This window comes from Dysgonomonas sp. GY617 (genome assembly GCF_015233815.1).
Taxonomy (GTDB): Bacteria; Bacteroidota; Bacteroidia; order Bacteroidales; family Dysgonomonadaceae; genus Dysgonomonas_A.
In genome coordinates, this window is record NZ_JADCLR010000023.1 from 234,650 (window position 1) to 257,233 (window position 22,584).

Sequence of the window (22,584 nt, forward strand, 5' to 3'; positions counted from 1 at the left end):
GCTATGGCATCATTGAAGGAAGTAAAAGATAGGATAGATTCGGTAAAAAGCACGAAGAAAATAACTTCGGCCATGAAGATGATTGCAACAGCAAAGTTGCGAAAGTCTCAACAGGCAATAAACTCTTTTCTACCCTACTCTACCAAATTGAATGAGATTCTGACCAATCTTTTGGCTTCTGACAGCAGTATTGATTCTGTTTATGCACAAGAAAGAGAAATTAGGAAAATAGCCATTGTGGCTTTCTCTTCTAACTCTAGTTTGTGTGGAGGTTTCAATGCGAATGTTGTTAAAGAATTTTCTTCGGTCGCATCTCAATGTGCTAAGATAGTAGGAAAAGAAAATATTATAGTTTATCCTTTTGGAAAAAAGATTGCAGATTTTGCTAGAAAATCTAATTTTGCGATTGAAAGTAATTCTACATTTCAACAGATAACAGATAGACCTGCTTTTCCTCCAATATTACAAATATCGAAGGAGCTTGTAGATAAGTTCTTATCTAAAGAGATAGATCAGATTATATTAGTTTATACACACTTCAAATCAATGGGTGTTCAACAAATTAAAAGTAATGTGTATCTGCCTTTTGATTTGAAAGGAGCTATAGAGAAAGCTAATCTTGACTCTGGGGCTTCAAACATCAATCAGACAACTGATTATATTTTAGAACCTGAGAAAGGAGAGCTTTTATCACATCTTATTCCAAAGGTATTAGCATCGAATCTGTTTGCGGCTTTATTAGACTCTAATGCTTCGGAAAATGCTGCACGTAGTCTTGCTATGCAGATTGCGACAGATAATGCTGAAGAATTAGTAGGTGATTTGACGATTGAGTATAATAAGAATCGTCAGGCAGCTATTACAAATCAGTTACTAGATATAATCGGCGGAGCATCTGCTTTGAGCAAATAAGATCATAACCTATTAGATCACTTTAATAGAAGTTAGGAACTGAAACAGTCTTCAAACAATAGAATAGAAAGAGCATTTGAAATTATCAAATGCTCTTTTCTTTTTTACTACAATGATTATTTGAAAAATTATAATTATGATTACCTTCGAATAATAAAGAATGTAATTACTTAATTATATAACTTAACACCCCCTACATAGCAGGATGAAAAATCTTCTCATATATTTTATAATACTTAGTACATGCTTGGTATCTTGTACAAAAAAGACTGATCCTCCAACAAATTTGCAATGCGAATATTTAGAAAAACCTTTAGGCATAGATTGTACTTCTCCTCGCTTGAGTTGGAGAGTAGCACAAACAGAACTTGCACAGAGTGCCTATCAAATAATGGTTAGTACTGATTCTCTAAAGCTTTCCAACAACAAAGCTGAAATATGGGATTCGGGCAAAATTGATTCAGACAGTTGTCTGGTTGCTTACAAAGGTCAGACGTTCAATCCATTTACTAAATATTATTGGAGAGTAACTACATGGAATGGGAAGGGTAATCAATCTAACGCTTCGGATATTACCTCTTTTGAAACGGGATTGATGACCTCTAAAAACTGGCAGGGAAAATGGATATCTGATGGACAAGATGTAGATTATAAACCAACTTTCTATTTCAGGAAAGATACAAATATTAGTAAGGATAAAGTAGTCAAATCGGCAAGAGCTTATATAACAGCAGCTGGATTATACGAGCTCTCTGTAAACGGACTTAAGGCGGGCGATCGCATGTTAGATCCTATGTACACCCGATTCGATAAACGAAGTTTGTATTCAACTCTTGATATAACTTCATTATTACAGGCAGGAGACAACACTTTTGGTGTTATACTCGGTAATGGATGGTACAATCATCAGTCAACAGCTGTATGGGATTTTGATAAAGCTCATTGGCGTAACCGACCTCGCTTCCTTGTTAATATAAGAATTAACTATGAAGATGGAACGACCGACACAATTGCGTCCGATAATACTTGGAGAATTCATGAGAGCCCTATTATATTTAACAGCATTTATACAGCAGAACACTATGATGCTCGTAAAGAAATAGAGGATTGGAATATGCCCGGTCTAAATACTACTGACTGGCAAACTGCAGTTGTCGTAGACGCTCCTTCAAAACTGATTACAAGCCAACAATTACATCCAATACGTGTAACTGAACGATTAGAACCAATCAAAGTAGATAAAAAGAATGATACTTGCTATGTCTTTAGTTTTGCTAAAAATATCGCAGGAGTTATAGAGATACGTGTTCAAGGAGATAAAGACACAGAGCTACGTATTAAACACACTGAACGTCTCTATCCTGATGGTAGAGCTGATATGTCTAATATAGATGTTCATTATCGCCCAACTGATGATAGCGATCCTTTCCAAACAGATATCTTCATTTTAAAAGGAGGAGGAATTAAAGAAACATTCTCACCCAAATTCAACTATAAAGGTTTTCAGTATGTAGAAGTTACCTCTTCAAAACCAATAGACTTGAATAAAGAAAGCATAACGGCTTTAGAAATGCACAGTGATGTTCCCCAGATAGGGAGTCTTAAATCATCGAACCCGACTTTGAATAAAATATGGGAAGCTACTAACAACTCATATTTGTCGAATTTATTCGGCTATCCGACTGATTGTCCTCAGCGAGAAAAAAACGGATGGACAGGCGATTCTCACATTGCCATAGAAACAGGCTTATATAGTTTTGATGCCATCACTATTTATGAGAAATGGATGAATGATTTCAAAGATGAACAAAAGTCAAATGGAGTATTACCAAGTATAGTGCCGACTCATGGTTGGGGATACGACTGGGGAAATGGTCCTGACTGGACTAGCGCTGTAGCCATCATTCCTTGGCAAATATATCTATTCTATGGTGATAGTCGCTTACTTCACAAAATGTATGGCAACATCAAGTTATATGTAGATCATATAGCATCTATCAGTCCTCATGGAACTACTGATTGGGGGCTCGGTGATTGGGTTCCTGTAAAAACAATTAGTAATAAGGAACTGACGTCGTCTCTGTACTATTATAAGGATGTAACAATACTAGCCAATGCTGCTAAGATATTCGGAAAGAAACGAGACCATGAGCATTACACACGTTTGGCTCATAAGATACGCAATGCTATAAATAAGAAGTTCTTGAATACCAAAACCGGTATATATTGTTCGGGATCACAAACCGAACTAGCTGCACCTCTCTATTTTGGAATAGTTCCAGAGAAGCTCAAGTCGAAAGTTGCAGCCAATCTTTACAAAAAAGTAGAAGAAGATAATTTTCACATTGATACCGGTATTTTAGGAGCTAAAGCTTTATTAAATGCTCTCTCTGAAAATGGGTATGCAGAAGCAGCGTATACTATTGCATCACAAGAAACATATCCTTCATGGGGTTGGTGGATTGTAAACGGAGCAACTACATTATACGAAAATTGGAACATAGATGCAGAAAATGACATTTCTATGAATCATATTATGTTCGGCGATATCAATGCTTGGATGTACAGAGCTCTTGGAGGTTTATTCCCGGATGAGAATAAGGCAGGATTTAAACACATACAACTTCGCCCTAATTTTGTAAAGGCACTCAATCAATTCGAGGCAAAGCATACTTCTCCCTATGGCGAAATTGTATCATCGTGGAAACGTACAGATAAACAGATACTTTATCATCTGGTAATTCCTGCTAACAGTTCAGCCACATTATATCTTCCAGAGAATATAGAAGGAGATAAAACAATACAACTCTCTGCCGGAGTTTATGACCTTGAATTGAGAGAGATCAAAAAATAAAACATCAAGCTATACTTCAAAAGAAAAAGCCGAAACTCCTTTAGGAATCTCGGCTTTTTAATATCTATAAGATACTTAATTTAATTAAGCATTAACTTTAGCCATTCTAGCAACTAGTTCAAGAACTTTGTTTGAATAACCCCACTCATTGTCATACCAGCTAACAACTTTCACAAATGTTGGGCTCAATTGGATACCAGCTTTTGCATCGAAAATTGAAGTACGAGCATCACCGATAAAGTCAGAAGAAACAACTTCTTCGTCAGTATATCCAAGGATACCTTTCAATTCGCCATCAGCAGCAGATTTCATTGCAGCACAGATTTCAGCATAAGTAGCTTCTTTAGCTAAGCGAGCAGTTAAGTCAACAACTGAAACGTCCAAAGTTGGAACACGGAATGCCATACCAGTAAGTTTGCCATTCAATTCAGGAATTACTTTACCTACAGCTTTAGCTGCACCTGTAGAAGAAGGGATAATGTTACCAGCAGCAGCACGTCCACCTCTCCAGTCTTTAGCTGAAGGACCATCAACTGTTTTTTGAGTTGCAGTTGTAGCGTGTACTGTAGTCATTAACGCTTCTACGATACCGAATTTGTCATTCAATACTTTAGCGATAGGAGCCAAACAGTTAGTAGTACAAGATGCATTAGAAACAAATTGAGTTCCTTTTACATATTTGCTATCATTTACACCGCAAACGAACATAGGGGTATCGTCTTTTGATGGAGCAGACATAACTACATATTTAGCACCAGCAGTAATGTGACCTTGAGCGCTTGCTTTATCTAGGAAAAGACCAGTTGATTCAACAACATACTCAGCACCAACATCACTCCATTTTAGGTCAGCTGGATTTCTCTCAGCAGTTACGCGGATAGCATTACCGTTAACAACTAATTTACCGTCTTTAATTTCAACAGTTCCGTTGAATCTTCCGTGGATAGTATCATAACGTAGCATGTAAGCCATGTATTCTACATCGATAAGGTCATTGATACCAACAATTTGAATATCACTTCTACCTTGAGCTGCACGGAAAACTAGACGACCAATACGTCCGAAACCATTAATACCTACTTTAATCATTTTATTAAAAGTTTTATGGGTTAAAAAATTTATTAATCCGAAATTAACTTAATAAGTACACCATTGTATTTCTACAATTACCAAAATGACATATAACATTAATCATTTTGACCTTTACAAAAATACGCAAAAAATATATTTTTCACTAATTATTCTCTTTCAAAATTACACTTCTGGATACCCTCTTTAGTATAATTTAGTATTGACTATGAGCCTGAAAGAATTATGCTAAGTATATATTACAAAATCCAAAGAAAACGAATACTAGACTTTACATTCCAAAACTCGAAACTATGCCTAATACTTTTAATTTATTCTTTAATTTTAAGCAGAACCCGATCGGCTATATCTCTAGCCTCCAACACATAGGAAAAGACCAAATCTTTTATTTGAGGTTGTCTATTTATCTTATCATCTTCAGAAATAAAAAACGGTTGATCTTTACTATCTCCCCAAATATGACTCACTAATTCAGGACAATCTACAAAGGGGTTTCTATTGCCTTGTATTTTATATACCGCATTGTTTCTAGCTATTTCCTTGTCACTTATAGGGTCTTCATTATTCCACTTGATTAACATTTCAAGAGCCCACGGTTGAAGTCCAGGATAAGCTTCTATCTGCAACATTGACTTCTTAGCATCATCCTTCCAATCATATGAGTAATCTTCATAACAAGTTAACATATAAAAGTAAACACGGGCAAAGTCTCCTTTATATTCATCTGCTGGTTCAAATACTTGTCCTCTATATCCATGGGGATAAGTATTGCTTCCAACCTTAGACACTCCGTTATCAAATTTAGCAATTCCAACCTCCCCTAGTGGCAAATTACTCTTAGCTGCATTAGCGCTATAATCGGAAGGGAATATATTATGAAGATCGCCATTAGCATCATACGAAGAATACTTATCTCTCTTTCCCCACCAACTACGTGGCATGCAATGTTCGCGATTCTGGACATTCCCTCCAACATAGGTTGTATGCTTTTCATTAGAATACATATCTAGAAAATAACCTTGCAAACTCCAATCTGTCTTCTTAAAATAATTGTCCCACCAATAGCGAGCTGTTGTATTTTCATCAAAATTCAGAGACTCATGATCTCTTATAATATCATGCATAGCAGTCTTTAAAGCTGCGCCGTATAAACCATTTGCCCGATTGTAATATCCAATTGATATATCTTTGATAAATAAAGAAGCAATTGCTATTAATAGAGGAATCACCCACAACAGCTTTTTACCAAAGTTTGAGCCTTTACTTCTTCCTTTTTTCTTTTTTCTTTTCTTTGCCACTTATTACTGCAAGGTCAAAAGACCCTCTTTATTATTTTAACTATCTCTAAATAAAAAAACACAGATGAAGCCTTTAAACCTCAACTGCGTTTTTTTGTATGTATAATGAATCTCTGATCAAATTACCAAGCAAACAATGGGTAATCTTTCATCATTTGATTTACTTTATCATGTACAGCTTTAATTATTTTTTCGTCTTCGTGATTAGCCAATACTGTATCAATCATTTCTACAATATCACCCATCAAACCATCCTTAACTCCACGAGTTGTAATAGCTGGAGTACCAAAACGTAAACCCGATGTAAGAAATGGGCTACGGCTATCAAAAGGTACCATATTTTTATTGGTAGTAATATCTGCTGCCACAAGAGCTTTTTCAGCAACCTTACCAGTCAATTCAGGGAATTTCTTTCTAAGGTCAATCAAAATCAAGTGATTATCTGTACCTTCCGATACAATTTTATATCCTTTATCGGCAAAAGCCTGAGCCATTACAGCAGCATTCTTTTGAACTTGTGCCTGATATACTTTATATGATGGGTCTAATGCCTCAGCAAAAGATACCGCTTTAGCTGCAATAACGTGCTCTAGTGGTCCACCTTGTATTCCTGGGAATACAGCAGAATCTAACAAAGCCGACATCATACGAGTTTCGCCTTTAGGAGTTTTCTTACCCCAAGGATTTTCGAAATCTTTACCTATCAATATAGCTCCACCACGAGGTCCGCGTAGAGTTTTATGAGTTGTAGTAGTTACAATATGTGCATATTGAAGAGGGTTGTTTAAAAGACCCGCAGCAATTAGTCCTGCAGGGTGAGCCATATCAACCAAGAAAATAGCATTGATAGAATCTGCAATCTGACGAATACGAGCATAATCCCAATCACGAGAATATGCCGAAGCACCTGCAATAATCAATTTTGGTTTCTCAGCCTTAGCTACAGCTTCCATCTGATCATAATCAACCTCTTCGTTATCTTGTCTTACATTATATTCTAGTGCATGGAACATCAACCCCGAAAAGTTAACGGGCGAACCGTGTGAAAGGTGGCCTCCATGAGAAAGATTCAATCCTAAAAATTTATCGCCTGCTTGAAGACATGCCAAAAATACTGCAGCATTTGCCTGAGCACCTGAGTGAGGTTGTACATTCGCCCATTCTGCTCCAAAAATTTGTTTCAAACGATCTATAGCCAATTGCTCGCTAAGGTCAACTATTTCGCAGCCTCCATAATAACGTTTGCCTGGGTATCCTTCGGCATACTTATTAGTTAAGCACGATCCCATAGCATCCATTACTTGCTGGCTCACAAAATTCTCTGAAGCAATAAGTTCAATTCCTTTTAGTTGGCGCTGGTGTTCTCTTTCAATAATATCAAAAATTGCAGTATCTCTTTTCATTATATAAGAAAGTTTTAAAGGTCGCTGACCTGTTTATTATTTTTCTGATTAAAGGTCGTTGACCTCTTTATTACTTGTATTGTTAAGAATAGAGTTATTCGACAATACTAAAAATACGCTTACAAATTTACTATATTATTTTTCATTTCGCTGACTATATGAACAATATTTTCAACCTTAACAACCATTCTGAAAACTCATCGGCATATAATACGAAAATTGAGGGTTTTGCTTAATATTCATTTTTTCATTTAAGAAAAACGCTACTTTTGTAGAATACATAAAACAACACAGAAGATATGAACACAACGATCAAAAATACAATTGAGCAACTTGAAAATCAATTACTGGATGCTATGCTACATGCTGATGTAGAAACATTAGATAAACTTATACATCCCGATCTCCTTTTTAATAGTGCTATGGGGCAAACTGTCACTAAAGAAATAGATTTGCAATCATACAGCAGTGGTCTCATGAAAGTGCACAACATCAGTGCGACCAATCAGCAGATTAATATAATTGGAGATACAGCAGTAGTTGCAGTAACAATAGACATGAACGGAGAATACGGAGTTCAACCTATTTCAGGAAAAGTTCGTTTCCTTAGAGTATGGAAACAGTTCAATAATAACTGGCAAATTATAGCAGGAAGCAGTGTAATGATATAAATAAGATTATCGGACTTCATATTTCTCGAAATCTGACGATTTTACAACAGATAAACTATCATTACCCGAATCTAAGAACAGCAGATACGAAATTTGCTCTTGTAATGCTATACGCCTTATATCGGCAGTATCGGCAAGCATAAAGACCGTAGCATAGGCATCTGCTGTCATACAATCATCAGCAATAACAGTTGCACTTAAGATATTAGATTCCGATGGATAACCTGTTTTAGGGTTAATTGTATGTGCATATTTCTTTCCATCCTTTATATAGAAGTTACGGTAACTGCCAGATGTGGCCATTGATTTGTCGCACAATTGTATAATGGTCTGTAACTCTCTGTGTTCGGGCACTTTTTCATCAATCGGTTTATCTATCCCGATATGCCAACATTCACCCTTTGCATTTGTGCCTTTTGCAGTCACCTCTCCACCAATCTCAATCATGTAATCGGCTATACCGTATGATTCGAGCAGCTTTGCAATAACATCAGTTGAGTAACCTTTAGCAATAGCAGATGTATTTATCTGAATACGAGAATCATTTTTTATTACCTGCCCATCTTGAAGTTGTATTCTATCGTACCCTACAATTGATTTAAGGCTATCAATCATTTCGGGGGTTACATTCTCTAGATTCTTAAACCCAAAACCCCAAGCATTAATCAGTGGAGACACTGTTATATCAAAAAGTCCATCAGAAACCCTAGAGACAGCTTGTGATCTATTGAACACATTCACAAAAAAACTATCCAATACAACATCCTCATTGTTATTCACTTTAGATATGATAGAAGTAGCCTTAAATGGATTCAGTGAATCATCAAACCTTGCTAACTCTGCCTCTATTTCTGATTTAAGAGAATGGGTATATTTATATTTTATTGAATAGGTTGTATGAAAAACATCTCCTTTATCTTCAATATAAATTGCTTGCTTCTTATTACAAGAAATAAGAAATAGCGATATAATAAAAAGCATAAAGCACTGTTTCCACATACAACTTAGAGTTCAAAAATTATTATACTATCTACCAGTCATAACTATCTCTAATTACAACATTTTCTGAAGGAACAAATTGATCTTTGCCCTTATATAATCAGCGAGCTTTATTCAATAAATAATAATCGAGAATTGTCATAGCAGCCATTGCCTCAACAATAGGTACTGCACGAGGAAGTACACACGCATCATGACGTCCACGAGCTTTAAGGTCTGCTTCGTTTCCTTCCTGATCTACCGTATGTTGTTGCATTAATATAGTTGCAACTGGCTTGAATGCTACTCTGAAATAAATATCCTGTCCATTGGAGATTCCACCTTGAATACCTCCCGAATGGTTGGTACGAGTATCTATTGCTCCATCTTTGTCATAAAACTCATCGTTCACTTCCGAGCCTCTGTGATTCACATCAAAGCCATCGCCATACTCAAAACCTTTAACGGCATTGATACTAAGCATAGCATTTCCCAAAGCTGCATGCAGTTTACCAAACACTGGTTCGCCCAATCCTACAGGAGTTCCCTTGACTACACAAGTAATAACCCCACCAATTGTATCACCTTTCGATTTCACTTCATTTATCAACGTTATCATCTCCTCTGCTTTCGCAGCATCGGGACATCTAACGGGAGTATCTTCAATAGTATTCAAATCATATTCAGAATATAATTTCTCTAATTTAATACCACCTACCTGAGAAGTATATGCAGTAATAGAGACATTCAATTGATTCAAGACCAATTTAGCCAAAGCACCGGCTACACAACGGGCAATAGTCTCACGAGCCGAAGAACGACCTCCTCCCCTATGATCTCTTATTCCGTATTTTTGTTGGTATGTATAATCCGCATGAGACGGACGATACAAAGCTTTCATATTATCATAATCAGACGAATGCTGATTAGCGTTCCAAATAATAAAACCAATGGGAGTACCTGTAGTTTTTCCTTCAAAAATACCCGATAGAAATTCTACCTTATCAGCTTCGTTTCTGGGTGTAGTTATTTTTGATTGCCCCGGACGACGACGATTCAATTCATTCTGAATAAAATCCATGTCTACCTCAATGCCTGCAGGACAGCCATCAATTATGCCTCCTATGCCTGCACCATGAGACTCTCCGAAAGACGTTAAACGAAATATATTGCCAAAAGTATTCATATCCTTATTAAGTAATAATAGTAAATAATTTAAGTTGACATATCAATATCAATAAGCCTGCCATCTTAACTATTACAAATATAGATAAAAATGAAAGCAAATCACAACTTCAACTATACATAATAATGCGAAAAGCCTCCTCGAAGCAATAGATGTTACCACTACTTTAAGGAGATATTACACACGTCAAAATCCGAAAATATATCCGACTGAATAAAACATCTGATTTCCATAAGGACTCCAATCATTCTGAACCAAATCATAATGAATCATCATAGTGACAGCTCCATTACGTCCAGAAGGAATATTCACACCACCTCCAACTAATACACAAGGAACGGTTTGTGAATCAAGAGACTGCCCTCCTGCACTTCCCCACATCTGATAAAGTTCGGGTTGTACCTGCAATGAGATAAAACGAATCGGGTGAAATCTGGCATAAGCGTTCACTCCCAAATAGTTTTGCGAAAAATCATTCCCATGAGAGTTGTCTCTATAATAAAAATAACCGATTCCGCCTCCGGCAGTAAAGTAACGATTAAACTCATAACCAATCTGCGGAGAGATATTGACAGACACATAACCACTACTAAATGCCATACCAAATGCACCTCCGAATACCATTCGGCCTTGACTCCCTTGTCCCTCATTGTAGCTTAGTGGCTGTTGCGTAGGCTTCGACTGATATCTTTGTTGTTTCACAGGCTGCTCAATTTTGTACAAAGGTTCCTGAGATTGATTTGCCCTTGGATCAGCAACTGTATCATAACGAAACAATTGTACTTCATTCTTTGCTGGAGCAGGAATCGTATCATAACGAAAGGCTTTCATTTCGGTTTGCCCTAAACAATTTGATATTCCTAAAATGAAGGTCACTAATGAAAGAATTAAACTTTTCATATACTTAGATGGAGTTATGTGTTTACTAGCTGATTTTATTAACATTCTGTATATTAAATAAGTTCAGATTTATTTTACAAAAGTAACTAAAGTTCTAATAAGGTCACAATAGTAGGTTTCGTTACTTTGCATTGATAATAGACTTTCCTGCAGATGCACTTAAATATGGCAGACCTAAATAAATGTACAATTAAACTTTACTATAGTCTTTTCTCCTATAGAGAAAAGACTCTTATTATAACACATTAGGGACAAATAATTATTTGTCCCTAAAATTAAAATCCAATATTTTCAGATAGATATTATTGATTCTGATTCATTCTAGCCGTATTAAGCATATCATCGCGAATCATACGATTAGATACTATATTACAATTAACAATATTCGCTCTAAAGGTCACCACCTTATCTGCCAGCATTGTACTTCCTGTTTTATAGGGCGTTACCGTAATATTATAAGTACCCGCTGTATCATAAGTATGTTTCTGAGTATAGGTCGTGGTTCCCGCTGTAAAAGTCTGAGTAACTAACGAGCTACCATCTCCAAAATCCCATGTAAAGTAGGTTGGAACATCTATACCCGCAAAAGAGGTTTCGATACTTAACTTAGCTGCATATCCTGCACAAGTAAATGCCTTAGGTGATACAGGCTTTGCATTAAAAAAGGAAGCTGCAAAAGTTGGAAGCCCATAGCCAGCATTCGCAACCAAGAAATTATCCATTGTTCTAATATCAGTGCCTCCTTCATCAGGATTCATTATCACATACAGGGTACTAGTATTTATTTTTATACCATAAATTCGTCCATCAGGAGATAACTGAACGTTGGAGATAGGCAAAGTCGTATTTATCCCAAACAAACCATTACGTACGTCGTTGAATGACACTCTATACATAGGACCACTTTCTGAAGTATTGTAGAAAATATATTCTCCCGAAGGTGAAAACTCCAATGCATACGGTTTAGTTGATATCGATGCCAGATTTGTAGTTTTCACACCAGATACAACGCCTGTTGATGTATCAAAAAAACCAGTTATCATTTGCTTACCGGTATAATTCGGACGAGCAAAGCGTGTATTGTCAGAAGAAAATTTCAGGGTCCCCAATGCAGCACTAGCATCAATTACAGGAGTAAATCCAATATCATATATCTGAGGTGTTGCCGAAAAACCAGCCTCAGCGGTTATCGCCCAGACATAAAAATACCTTCCCGTATTGTGTACCAGCCAAAAATCTTTGCCATTAGCATTTAATATACCAGCAATATTTTCATCCAAAGGACTCGGCAACAGTTGTACGTTTTTAGTTGTAATTTTTCCTAATCCCCCGTTTGCACTTAAATCGGCTATCGAATAATTGATTCCTTTAGCATTTGCGTTTTCACCTATTCTTACAGCCACTGTAACAATATAATATTCGGTAGAAGAACCCGGTTTAGGAATCACAATTCCTGACTGAGTCGCAGATGAATGTCCCAATAGTCCTGAACCGTTTTCCATTTGCTGATTTTGTTTATTATAAACCGTGATTCCATCTGAAGACATTAGTAGATTTCCTCCCGAATCCGATAATGTAAAACATCCCTCACTAGTATTTAAAGGACCTCTAACAGCCTTTGGCATATTTTCAACACCATTAATAGTACTCAGTTCGTTAAAATTCAAACCCGAACCAGACCCAAAATACCACCAATTGGTTTCTTTTTGAGCATAGATAGCTATTGTGCAGAAAATACAACAAAGTATTAATATTGTTCTTTTCATTAATATGTTTTTATATAGTTATTTCTTGTATAAAATGATTACACCCCACCTTCGTTATGCTCCCACCTCAAAAAAGTCAAGGAATGGCATAACGAATAAATAGCGACATTATCTAATTGTTAATTATTTGATTTTAAAGCACACAGCCCAATAGCTCAGAATACTAAGCTGTCCAAATAAGCATAATTAGAATTATCACTCAGAATACATTAGTTAAATTTGTCGTCGTCTCAAATGTGAAAAGTTGTCAAATTCTTCACTGGCAAAAATATAAAACATTAAATTGGAAACAAAACTATTATCCATCTTTCTTTCTAGCTAACAAAAACTAAATTACCATTTTTACAACTATACCTTTTCATTTCCGAGTCAGAACTTTATCTTTGCATAAATCTGAAAAAACCTAAATACAAAATGACGGAAAATTTATCCACTCCAAAAGAAAGCACATCACACCCGAAAGGACTCAAATACCTATTCCTCACCGAAATGTGGGAGCGATTCGGATACTATCTTATGCTTGGCATATTTGCTCTTTACCTTATCGACTCAGAAGGCATGGGACTCTTAAAAAAAGATGCCTATGATATTGTAGGTACTTATTTAGGATTGGTATATATAACTCCGTTTCTGGGAGGGTTAATTGCTGATAAACTTCTGGGGTATCGCAAATCTATCATTATAGGAGCAGTTCTTATGTCTGCCGGATATTGTACACTAGCCATTCCGGGAAGTACAGCCATGTGGATAGCCCTACTTCTTATTATTATAGGTAATGGTTTTTTCAAACCAAATATCTCTACATTATTAGGTAATCTATATACAGAAGAAAAATATAAAGCTAAGAAAGATGCAGGTTACAGTATTTTCTACATGGGTATCAATGTAGGAGCTTTTATCTGTAATTTCGTTGCAGCCTATATGCGTAACAATTATGGATGGGGTTATGCATTCATCGCAGCCGGTATAGGTATGCTTATTGGTTTGATAGTCTTTCTGATGGGTACACGCCATATAAAAGAAGCCGATATTATCAAAAAGACCAACGACTCCAATTCTGATATCACTAAAGTATTACTTTATGTATTTGCACCTGCTATTGCTTTTGGAGCACTAGGATGGTTGATCCCCGGAAATGTATTCGGTTCAGATTCTAATGATGCATTCCTATTCGGATGTATTCCTGTTATATTCTTCTATGCCTCATTGATATTCAGATCACCCAAAGAAGAACGATCACAAATTAAAGCACTTTTGAGTATCTTCCTTATCATGGTAGTATTCTGGACAGTATTTAAACAAAATGCAACAGCCCTTACTACCTTTGCCGAAAGTTATACTGAGCGATCTATAACTCCTGCCACAGCCAAATTGGTAAAACCCGTTGGAATGGTACAAGAATTGGAGTATAAAAAAGATTCAGTAATTACAATGGATCATACTTTAAAAGCTGTTACAGATGCTGATGGTAACACTCTAAAATCGTACGATTATCCACATTATTTCATAAACGAATCTCCTGAAAACCTACCTAAGGAGAGCGAAAAGGTTAACTTAATTTCTACTGAAATATTCCAATCTATAAACCCATTCTTTATAGTTATACTCACCCCTGTTGTACTCGGATTCTTTTCTAGACTTCGTATAAAAGGAAGAGAACCTTCAACTCCTGCAAAAATGGGATGGGGATTACTCATAACGGGGCTTTCGTCACTCGTGATGGCTGCATCGGTTATCTATACTGATATTTACAGCGACAAAGCCTCGGCGCTTTGGCTCATTGGTACATACGGAGTAGTCACAGTTGGAGAGCTATTAATAAGCCCCATAGGTTTATCGCTCGTCTCAAAAGTCAGCCCCAAAAGCATTACCTCATTTATGATGGGTGGATGGTTCTTGTCAACCTCTATCGGAAATAAATTGAGTGGAATGGTTGCCGGAATGTGGGACATGTTTGATAACAAAGAATATTACTTCCTCATGAATTTCGGGGCATGTGTTATAGCTGCCCTAGCCATTATGATGCTCGTAAAATGGTTAAGAAACATTATCAATCAACATTCGTAAAAAGAAACAAATATTTCAGTCAGCATACAAGAGGTCGGTATTATATAAATGCCGACCTCTTTTTGTTTTGAAACTCGCCAAACTAAATACGATAAAACACTTACAATTATTTTTTTCTGTAAGAAATAACTGGAAAATCTCTTTTCTCAAATCCATAAAAAGTTCATAGAGATTAACATGCTAAAGAACATACAATTTTGTATTTCAGATTATAGTCTCATCAAAAGAACATTTATTAATTTTGAGAAAATGCAAAAGAGCATTCATTCCTCGATTATAAAAGTAGTGTAATATTTATTGCCATATTTTCTAGACGTTTGAATAAACCTTACAGTTATTCAAACAAAGGGTATACTTATCCTTAGTCAAAGCAATAAAGGGTTGAAAACCCAAATCTGGTATTGAAGTTGAATATTTTATATAAATCCTATAAATATTTATTACCATGAGAACTTACCAAACTAACGAAATCAAAAACATTGCAATTCTTGGGAGCTCCGGCTCCGGGAAAACCACTCTTGCCGAAGCAATGCTTTTCGAGGCAGGTGTTATAAAACGCAGAGGTACTGTGAAAGCCGGAAGCACGGTTACCGATTACTTTCCGGTTGAAAAAGAGTATGGATATTCGGTCTTTTCGAGTATCTTTTCTGTTGAATGGATGAACCGTAAACTCAACTTTATTGACTGCCCCGGCGCTGATGATTTTATAGGCAATGTAGTAACATCACTCAATGTGATGGATACAGCACTCATGGTATTAAATGCTCAATATGGGATTGAAGTTGGTACAGTAAACCAACTAAGATATATTCAGAAATTTCAAAAACCGGTAATGTTCATCGTCAATCAGCTCGATCAGGAAAAAGCCGATTTTGACAATGTTGTAGCCCAGTTAAAAGGTAATTACGGCGAAAAAGCAGTACTCATACAATACCCTATCAGTTGCGGACCAAGTTTTAATGCCATAATTGATGTTCTAAAAAAGAAAATGTACAGATGGAAACCCGAAGGAGGCGTTCCCGAAGTACTCGAAGTTCCCGAAGAAGAAAAAGATAAAGCCGAAGAACTACACCAAAAATTAGTTGAAGCAGCCGCAGAGCACGAAGAATCGTTGATGGAAAAATTCTTTGAGCAAGGTACACTTACCGAAGAAGAAATGCGTTTCGGAATACGTAAAGGTCTTGTACAAAGAGATATTTTTCCCATATTTTGTGTTTGTGCCGAACGAGATATGTGTGTAAGACGAACTATGGAATTCTTAGGGAATGTAGTACCTTATGTTGTAGACATGCCCTTCCCCGAGAATACAGAAGGCGAGGAAATAAAACCTGATGTGAATGGCCCGACGAGTTTATTCTTCTTCAAATCGACAGTAGAGCCTCATGTAGGCGACATTTCGTACTTTAAAGTAATGAGCGGAAAAGTAAAAGAAGGAGATGATCTTATAAATGCAGACAGAGGATCAAAAGAGCGTATTGGACAATTATTCATGGTTGCAGGTCAGCAACGTACCAAAGTAGAAGAACTTGTTGCCGGAGATATAGGTGCAACAGTAAAACTAAAAGATGTACGCACAGGAAACACACTGAACGGAAAAGGAACCGACAATCAATTCGACTTCATTAAATACCCCAACCCCAAATACCGCAGAGCAATAAAAGCTGCTAACGAAAGAGACTCTGAAAAACTGAGCGAAGCTTTGCAACGAATGCACGAAGAAGACCCCACATGGCTTATCGAAAATTCTAAAGAACTAAAACAACTTATAGTATCGGGACAAGGTGAATTCCATTTAAAAACTCTAAAATGGAGAATAGAAAATAACGATAAAATATCAATAGTATATTCTGAACCTAAGATTCCCTATCGTGAGACTATCACAAAACCATCGAGAGCCGAATATCGTCACAGAAAACAATCGGGCGGTGCAGGACAGTTTGGTGAAGTACATATGATTGTAGAACCTTATATTGAAGGTATGCCTGTACCTGACACCTATAAATTTAACGGGCAGGAATTTAAAGTACAATCAAGAGACATTCAGACTTATGATCTTGATTGGGGAGGAAAACTTGTCTTCGTCAATAGTATTGTAGGTGGAGCTATCGACACACGGTTTGTTCCCGCTATTATCAAAGGTATTATGGCTCGACTCGAACAAGGACCTCTTACCGGATCATACGCACGTGACGTACGTGTTATCGTATATGATGGGAAAATGCACCCCGTAGATTCTAATGAAATATCTTTCATGCTAGCCGGACGTAATGCCTTTAGTGAAGCTTTCAAAAATGCAGGTCCTAAGATTCTCGAACCTATATCGGATGTTACCGTTTTTGTTCCTTCCGATAAAATGGGAGATGTAATGAGTGATATTCAAAACAGAAGAGGTATAATTCAGGGGATGGAAAGCGACAAAGACATTGAAGTCATAAATGCTAAAGTACCTTTAAAAGAAATGTCTAACTACTCTATAACTCTTAGTTCTCTTACCGGAGGTCGGGCTTCATTCATTATGAAATTCTCTAAGTATGAATTAGTACCCGCCGATGTACAAGAAAAGCTATTGAAAGAGTATGAAGAAACCCAAAAAGCCGAAGATTAAAGGTCACTTACCTTTTATGCTTTCGATTTTGCCATACATGCACTATTTATTGCTTCCAGATGATCAGTAGACCATTCTACGAGATTTTTAATTAAAGGCAATAAGCTTTTGCCCATATCAGTTAGCTGATACTCTACTCGGGGAGGTATTTCCAGAAATGCCTCTCTTGAGATTAGACCACACTCTTCGAGTACTCGCAGAGTAGAAGCTAGCATTTTTTGAGATATATCCTCAATACCCCTATCCAAATCATTAAAACGGATGGGGGTTTCTTCTTCACCTAAGGTTTGCAAAACAAGAATAGACCACTTATCGCCAAACCTATCCATCACGGTTCTCAACGGACAACCTTCTATCACTATTCTTTTTTTCATTTTTCTTTTGTTCTAACCCCTACATTATCAACTTTACTAACCTTTAGGTTAGCGGATCACACACACGTAAGTTGTTGTTTTACAATATATAAGTGACTACTTTTAATCATTCAAAAGTATAAATTTTAAGTCTTCGAAATGAAAACAAACATATTTATTTTATTATTGGCTAGTAATTTTTGTATAACACAAAGCACCTTTAGTCAAGATGTAGATCTGAATTTTAAAAATCAATCACTTAAAACAATAAAGATGGAAACAATAAATAAATCTACCGAAGAAACACGTAAAATAGTTGAAAGTTTTTATAATAAAACTACTCTGGGAGACGTAGCCGGAATTATAGATTTAATGTCAGATGGTATAGAATGGGAAATTCCCGGAAATGAAAGTTTAGCTCCTTGGGTAGGATTAAAAAAAGGAAAGTCCGGTGTAAACGAGTTCTATACTTTATTAAATAAAAACACTAAGAATTTGATATTCAAAGTTGATGAATTATTTATAAACGATCAGCATGCTGTTGCACTAGGGTATGTATCAACCATTATATTGAAAACTAATAAAATATTCAATAGTTACTTTATGGCACATTTTACGGTCTCTGATAAACGTATAACAAAATATCTATTTTTGGAGGATAGCTTTGAACTAGCAAAAGCATTGACTATAGATAACTATGAAGAATATACGAAAGGCAATTCAAGTGAAAATATCGATATTATCAAAAAATACTTTAAGCATGTTAGTACCCGAAATATGGATACCATAAATTCTCTTTTTGCACCAGATATAGAAGTTTATTTTCCTCAATCGGGAGTTTTAAAAAGCATCAACAACCTGCTTAAACTTAACAAGAGCCTAATAGAATCAATAGATAAAATCAGCTACGACTATAACAACTTTGTCTATACTATTTCCGGCAATAGGATAATTGTAGAAGGAATAGAGAGTGGCACCTATGCAAATAGTAATAATAGCTTTGTGAACAAACGATTTTGCAGTGTATTCGAAATCAAAAATGGACTAATTTGTCGTATGTATGTGTATGCCAATTTAAACCTATAAAATTCTAAATAGACACTCTAGTAATTATGATGCAGATATCTCTTATTTATCAGGGAATAAGAGATGCTGCTCCCAACAAGCTAATATCCTCCTTAGACGAAAGCAATATTTTCATTCTCTCTAAAGCCAAAGGGTAAGGATAAGTATCCAGATTTTTATTCATACCTCCTTCAAAGTATTTATATCCCTTGGATATTCCTCCTCCAAGAATCACAGCCTCGGGATCATACATATGCATAATCACTTGAATCATATTACCAATATGATGTCCAAACTCCTCCCACATATCAAGTGCTTCCTGCTCGTTATTCTCAGCTCTCAAATAGGCAATGTGACCGGTAGTATTATATCTTTGAAAAAATTTAGCTGCACAATAGTGTTCGTAATTACTATCCAGATAAGGTATTAAACCAATCTCACCTGCGCCGGTATTTAGCCCTTCATACAAAACATCGTTAATAACGATACCTGCCCCCAAACCTGTACCAAGAGTTACGCCTACGATATTGCGATACGGCGTACATTCGCCATAATATCTTTCGCCAAAAGCAAAGCAATTACAATCGTTATTTACACGTACCGGTATTTTAAACTCAGACTGAAGAATGTCTTTCAAATGTACCTCTTTCCACGAAGGAACATTACCTGCTTTGTAAACAATTCCCTTTTTAGAATCAACAACCGAAGGAACTCCTATACCAATTCCTTTGATATTTGAATTCATCAATCTGCCAATAGTAGTAATCAAGAAGTCTATTGTTTCATCAATTGTTTTATCATACGGAAAAGGTTCCGATATTTTACGGTAGATCACTCCACCTTCAACTATACCTACTCTTATATTCGTAGCACCTAAGTCAACTCCTATTGTCATATTTTTTCTGTTAAAGACTTTAGAGAATAGATTCTTCGAAAAAAAAGATATACTCTAAATTAAAGGTTAAAAAACTTATTCAGTTGAAAACTGATATAATATTAAATTTATTTGATTTTCCTTCTTCCTGGTAAAATTCAATACAAATATAAACAAAATATCAAATTGGGTGTAATTACAACAGCCATTTAACATGGTGTAAAGCCAGCTAAACACACATATTTCAAATCGAAACCAATTAATATATAATCAGATCAAAATAGCACAAAAAAAGGGAAGTATTAATACTTCCCCTTTTTTATATAGATAGTTGATAAAGTCTACAACCTTATTTGATAAAACCTCTATTTTTCAACAAATAAATAGGGTTAGGCTCAGCTCCTCTGAAAATCTTGTACAAAGTCATCGGATCCTCAGAACCACCTTTAGACAAGATATTATCACGGAACGATTGTCCTGTTGTTCTATCGAAAACACCTTTTTCTACAAAAGCTTCAAAAGCATCAGCATCCAATACCTCAGACCACAAATAGCTATAATATCCGGCAGAATATCCACCATCAAAGATGTGAGCAAAATAAGTACTCTTATATCTTGGGATAATCTCTGAGATAAGACCTATTTTATTCATTTCATTTGATTCGAATGCATCTACATCAAAATCTTGTTTCTCAGTTATTACGTGCCATTTCATATCAAGAAGAGCAGCAGCAACAATTTCAGTAGTTTCGAAGCCTGAGTTAAAGTTTGTTGCCTCTTGCATTTTAGCAATCAAAGCATCAGGAATTACTTCACCTGTTTGATAATGTTTAGCATATAGCTTCAATACCTCAGGATGCAATGCCCAATGTTCGTATATTTGAGAAGGAAGTTCTACAAAGTCACGAGATACAGCTGTACCCGACAGTCCATTATAATTTACATTCGATAGTAAGCCATGCAATCCATGTCCAAATTCATGGAAAAGAGTTGTTACTTGCTCCAATGTCAACAAAGAAGGTTTATCCTCAGTAGGCAAAGCAAAATTACCTACATTATAAATAATAGGATTCACAAACTCACCATTCTTTACACTCTGTTTACGGAAACTACCCATCCAAGCACCGTTGCGTTTACTTGCACGAGGGAAGTAATCCAGATAAAGCACACCAATAAAAGATCCGTCAGCATCTATTACATCAAAAGCTTGAACATCTTTATGATAAATAGAAATCTCCGACGATGGTTTAAATCTAATTCCATATAACTTATTAGCTACAAGAAATGCTCCATCACGCACATTATCAACCATAAAATAAGGCTTCAATGCCTCTTCATCTAAAGCATATTTCTCCTTACGAAGTTTTTCAGTATAATACCACCAATCCCAAGAAGCTAATTGGAAATTACCACCTTCACTATCAATCATCTTTTGAAGTTCAGCAGCTTCTTTTTTAGCTTGAGGTAAAGCATATTCCCAAATATTATTCAATAATCCGAATACATTATCAGGAGTTTTAGCCATTGTTTCATCAAGAACATAATCTGCATGAGATTTATATCCTAAAAGATTAGCTTTCTCTAATCTCAGATTCACAATTTTATTGATGTTCTTTTTATTATCGAATTCGTTATTATTGTTGCCACGACTATACATAGCCTTGTACAATTTTTCGCGTAAATCTCTGTTATCTGCATATTGAAGAAAAGGCAACCAGCTAGGTTTACTCAAAGTAAATACCCATTTACCATCCATTCCTTTTTCTTTAGCTGTTTTTGCTGCGATATTAATAACATCAGATGATAATCCTGATAAGTCTTTAGAATTATCTATTACCAACTCATAGTTATTTGTTTCTGCCAGAAGATTCTTACCAAAAGAAAGAGAAAGTAAACTCAACTCTTTATTTATTTCACGTAAACGATCTTTTTGAGCTGCATTTAATGCAATACCCGAACGAACGAATCTCTTATAGTATTTTTCAACTAAACGTTTTTGCTCTGTAGTTCTGGCAGGATTCAAACTATCAGCATATACTATTTTTATACGTGCAAAAAGAGGCTCGTTCAAATAAATATTATCATCGTGCTCCGACAACAGTGGAGATATTTCCTCAGCTATTTTTTGAATATCCGGATCACTTTGAGCTCCACGAATGGCTCCAAATACTGACGATACTCTATCTAATATCTCACCACTTTCGTCCAAAGCCACCACTGTATTTTCGAAAGTAGCAACATCTCTTTTTCTAGTGATGGCATTTATTTCAGCAGCTTGTTGTTCGATACCTTTAACAAAAGCAGGCTTGTAATCTTCTTTTTTAATTAAATCGAAAGGAGGTGTACCGTTAGGTGTTTTAAACGCCTCGAGGAAAGGATTCTTTGTATCCATTTGTTTAATATTATTCTGATTATCTTGCGCATAACTCAATGTCGTTATAGCCAGGCTAAAGAGAAATAAAAACTTTTTGATCATAAACTTGCGTAATTTATATTTAGATTAGTAAATACCTTCAATTAATTATACCTATTAACATAGTAAATAGATATATCACTTTATTGT

The 22,584-nt window shown here is 35.9% G+C and carries 16 protein-coding genes; 6 read left to right on the top strand and 10 right to left on the bottom strand.

Annotated features, from left to right (window positions below; genetic code table 11):
* The first annotated feature begins 3 nt into the window (after positions 1-3).
* Both atpG and IR022_RS13815 read left to right on the top strand, forming a co-directional pair.
* Complete coding sequence (gene atpG, locus IR022_RS13810) at positions 4-912, top strand: ATP synthase F1 subunit gamma (RefSeq protein WP_194204151.1); 909 nt, start codon at positions 4-6, stop codon at positions 910-912.
* Between the two features lie 205 nt (positions 913-1,117).
* Complete coding sequence (locus IR022_RS13815) at positions 1,118-3,766, top strand: glycoside hydrolase family 78 protein (RefSeq protein WP_194204152.1); 2,649 nt, start codon at positions 1,118-1,120, stop codon at positions 3,764-3,766.
* An 84-nt stretch (positions 3,767-3,850) separates the two neighbouring features.
* Here the strand turns inward: IR022_RS13815 and gap are convergent, their stop codons facing one another.
* The 3 genes from gap to glyA form a co-directional block, all read right to left on the bottom strand.
* Positions 3,851-4,855 carry a type I glyceraldehyde-3-phosphate dehydrogenase gene (gene gap, locus IR022_RS13820; protein WP_050708164.1) on the bottom strand — a complete coding sequence of 335 codons (1,005 nt, stop codon included), beginning with the start codon at positions 4,853-4,855 and terminating at the stop codon, positions 3,851-3,853.
* 311 nt (positions 4,856-5,166) lie between these two features.
* Positions 5,167-6,153, bottom strand: coding sequence for an endonuclease I family protein (locus tag IR022_RS13825; protein ID WP_194204153.1), 987 nt, complete (start codon positions 6,151-6,153; stop codon positions 5,167-5,169).
* A 122-nt stretch (positions 6,154-6,275) separates the two neighbouring features.
* Positions 6,276-7,556 (bottom strand): serine hydroxymethyltransferase, encoded by a 1,281-nt coding sequence (gene glyA / locus IR022_RS13830; protein WP_194204154.1) that lies wholly within the window; start codon positions 7,554-7,556, stop codon positions 6,276-6,278.
* A gap of 299 nt (positions 7,557-7,855) precedes the next feature.
* Here glyA and IR022_RS13835 point away from each other — a divergent pair, with 299 nt between their 5' ends.
* A complete protein-coding gene (locus IR022_RS13835) occupies positions 7,856-8,227 on the top strand; it encodes a nuclear transport factor 2 family protein (RefSeq protein ID WP_194204155.1) in 372 nt (123 codons plus the stop codon).
* A 6-nt stretch (positions 8,228-8,233) separates the two neighbouring features.
* Here IR022_RS13835 and IR022_RS13840 read toward each other — a convergent pair whose 3' ends face one another.
* The 4 genes from IR022_RS13840 to IR022_RS13855 all read right to left on the bottom strand — a co-directional run bounded on the left by IR022_RS13840 (position 8,234) and on the right by IR022_RS13855 (position 13,057).
* Entirely contained in the window at positions 8,234-9,226 is a 993-nt protein-coding gene (locus tag IR022_RS13840) for an FAD:protein FMN transferase (protein ID WP_194204156.1), read from the bottom strand.
* 100 nt (positions 9,227-9,326) lie between these two features.
* Positions 9,327-10,391 carry a chorismate synthase gene (aroC, locus tag IR022_RS13845; protein ID WP_194204157.1) on the bottom strand — a complete coding sequence of 355 codons (1,065 nt, stop codon included), beginning with the start codon at positions 10,389-10,391 and terminating at the stop codon, positions 9,327-9,329.
* Positions 10,392-10,577: 186 nt separating this feature from the next.
* Positions 10,578-11,291, bottom strand: coding sequence for a hypothetical protein (locus IR022_RS13850; RefSeq protein ID WP_194204158.1), 714 nt, complete (start codon positions 11,289-11,291; stop codon positions 10,578-10,580).
* 302 nt (positions 11,292-11,593) lie between these two features.
* Entirely contained in the window at positions 11,594-13,057 is a 1,464-nt protein-coding gene (locus tag IR022_RS13855) for a PKD domain-containing protein (RefSeq protein ID WP_194204159.1), read from the bottom strand.
* A gap of 414 nt (positions 13,058-13,471) precedes the next feature.
* On the opposite strand from IR022_RS13855, the gene IR022_RS13860 reads away from it, so the two are divergent.
* Both IR022_RS13860 and IR022_RS13865 read left to right on the top strand, forming a co-directional pair.
* A complete protein-coding gene (locus IR022_RS13860; protein WP_194204160.1) occupies positions 13,472-15,124 on the top strand; it encodes a peptide MFS transporter in 1,653 nt (550 codons plus the stop codon).
* A gap of 445 nt (positions 15,125-15,569) precedes the next feature.
* On the top strand, positions 15,570-17,729 hold the full coding sequence (locus IR022_RS13865) for an elongation factor G (protein WP_194204161.1): 2,160 nt from the start codon (positions 15,570-15,572) through the stop codon (positions 17,727-17,729).
* 14 nt (positions 17,730-17,743) lie between these two features.
* On the opposite strand, the gene IR022_RS13870 is transcribed toward IR022_RS13865, so the two are convergent.
* A complete protein-coding gene (locus IR022_RS13870; RefSeq protein WP_050708687.1) occupies positions 17,744-18,103 on the bottom strand; it encodes a winged helix-turn-helix transcriptional regulator in 360 nt (119 codons plus the stop codon).
* 252 nt (positions 18,104-18,355) lie between these two features.
* Between IR022_RS13870 and IR022_RS13875 the strand changes: the two genes are divergently transcribed.
* A complete protein-coding gene (locus IR022_RS13875; protein WP_194204162.1) occupies positions 18,356-19,168 on the top strand; it encodes a nuclear transport factor 2 family protein in 813 nt (270 codons plus the stop codon).
* 49 nt (positions 19,169-19,217) lie between these two features.
* Here IR022_RS13875 and IR022_RS13880 read toward each other — a convergent pair whose 3' ends face one another.
* Together IR022_RS13880 and IR022_RS13885 are read right to left on the bottom strand one after the other, a co-directional pair.
* Positions 19,218-20,042, bottom strand: coding sequence for an ROK family protein (locus tag IR022_RS13880; RefSeq protein ID WP_194204163.1), 825 nt, complete (start codon positions 20,040-20,042; stop codon positions 19,218-19,220).
* Between the two features lie 328 nt (positions 20,043-20,370).
* The gene (locus IR022_RS13885; RefSeq protein ID WP_194204164.1) at positions 20,371-22,497 is read right to left on the bottom strand and encodes a M3 family metallopeptidase; all 2,127 of its coding nucleotides are present in this window, start codon (positions 22,495-22,497) and stop codon (positions 20,371-20,373) included.
* Positions 22,498-22,584 lie beyond the last annotated feature (87 nt).

What these genes read in the sequence shown, in the direction of transcription:
- atpG (WP_194204151.1), top strand. Translation starts at nt 4, where the DNA reads ATGGCATCATTGAAGGAAGTAAAAGATAGGATAGATTCGGTAAAAAGC.
- IR022_RS13815 (WP_194204152.1), top strand. Translation starts at nt 1,118, where the DNA reads ATGAAAAATCTTCTCATATATTTTATAATACTTAGTACATGCTTGGTA.
- gap (WP_050708164.1), bottom strand. Translation starts at nt 4,855, where the DNA reads ATGATTAAAGTAGGTATTAATGGTTTCGGACGTATTGGTCGTCTAGTT.
- glyA (WP_194204154.1), bottom strand. Translation starts at nt 7,556, where the DNA reads ATGAAAAGAGATACTGCAATTTTTGATATTATTGAAAGAGAACACCAG.
- IR022_RS13835 (WP_194204155.1), top strand. Translation starts at nt 7,856, where the DNA reads ATGAACACAACGATCAAAAATACAATTGAGCAACTTGAAAATCAATTA.
- IR022_RS13840 (WP_194204156.1), bottom strand. Translation starts at nt 9,226, where the DNA reads ATGTGGAAACAGTGCTTTATGCTTTTTATTATATCGCTATTTCTTATT.
- aroC (WP_194204157.1), bottom strand. Translation starts at nt 10,391, where the DNA reads ATGAATACTTTTGGCAATATATTTCGTTTAACGTCTTTCGGAGAGTCT.
- IR022_RS13850 (WP_194204158.1), bottom strand. Translation starts at nt 11,291, where the DNA reads ATGAAAAGTTTAATTCTTTCATTAGTGACCTTCATTTTAGGAATATCA.
- IR022_RS13855 (WP_194204159.1), bottom strand. Translation starts at nt 13,057, where the DNA reads ATGAAAAGAACAATATTAATACTTTGTTGTATTTTCTGCACAATAGCT.
- IR022_RS13860 (WP_194204160.1), top strand. Translation starts at nt 13,472, where the DNA reads ATGACGGAAAATTTATCCACTCCAAAAGAAAGCACATCACACCCGAAA.
- IR022_RS13865 (WP_194204161.1), top strand. Translation starts at nt 15,570, where the DNA reads ATGAGAACTTACCAAACTAACGAAATCAAAAACATTGCAATTCTTGGG.
- IR022_RS13870 (WP_050708687.1), bottom strand. Translation starts at nt 18,103, where the DNA reads ATGAAAAAAAGAATAGTGATAGAAGGTTGTCCGTTGAGAACCGTGATG.
- IR022_RS13875 (WP_194204162.1), top strand. Translation starts at nt 18,356, where the DNA reads ATGGAAACAATAAATAAATCTACCGAAGAAACACGTAAAATAGTTGAA.
- IR022_RS13880 (WP_194204163.1), bottom strand. Translation starts at nt 20,042, where the DNA reads ATGACAATAGGAGTTGACTTAGGTGCTACGAATATAAGAGTAGGTATA.
- IR022_RS13885 (WP_194204164.1), bottom strand. Translation starts at nt 22,497, where the DNA reads ATGATCAAAAAGTTTTTATTTCTCTTTAGCCTGGCTATAACGACATTG.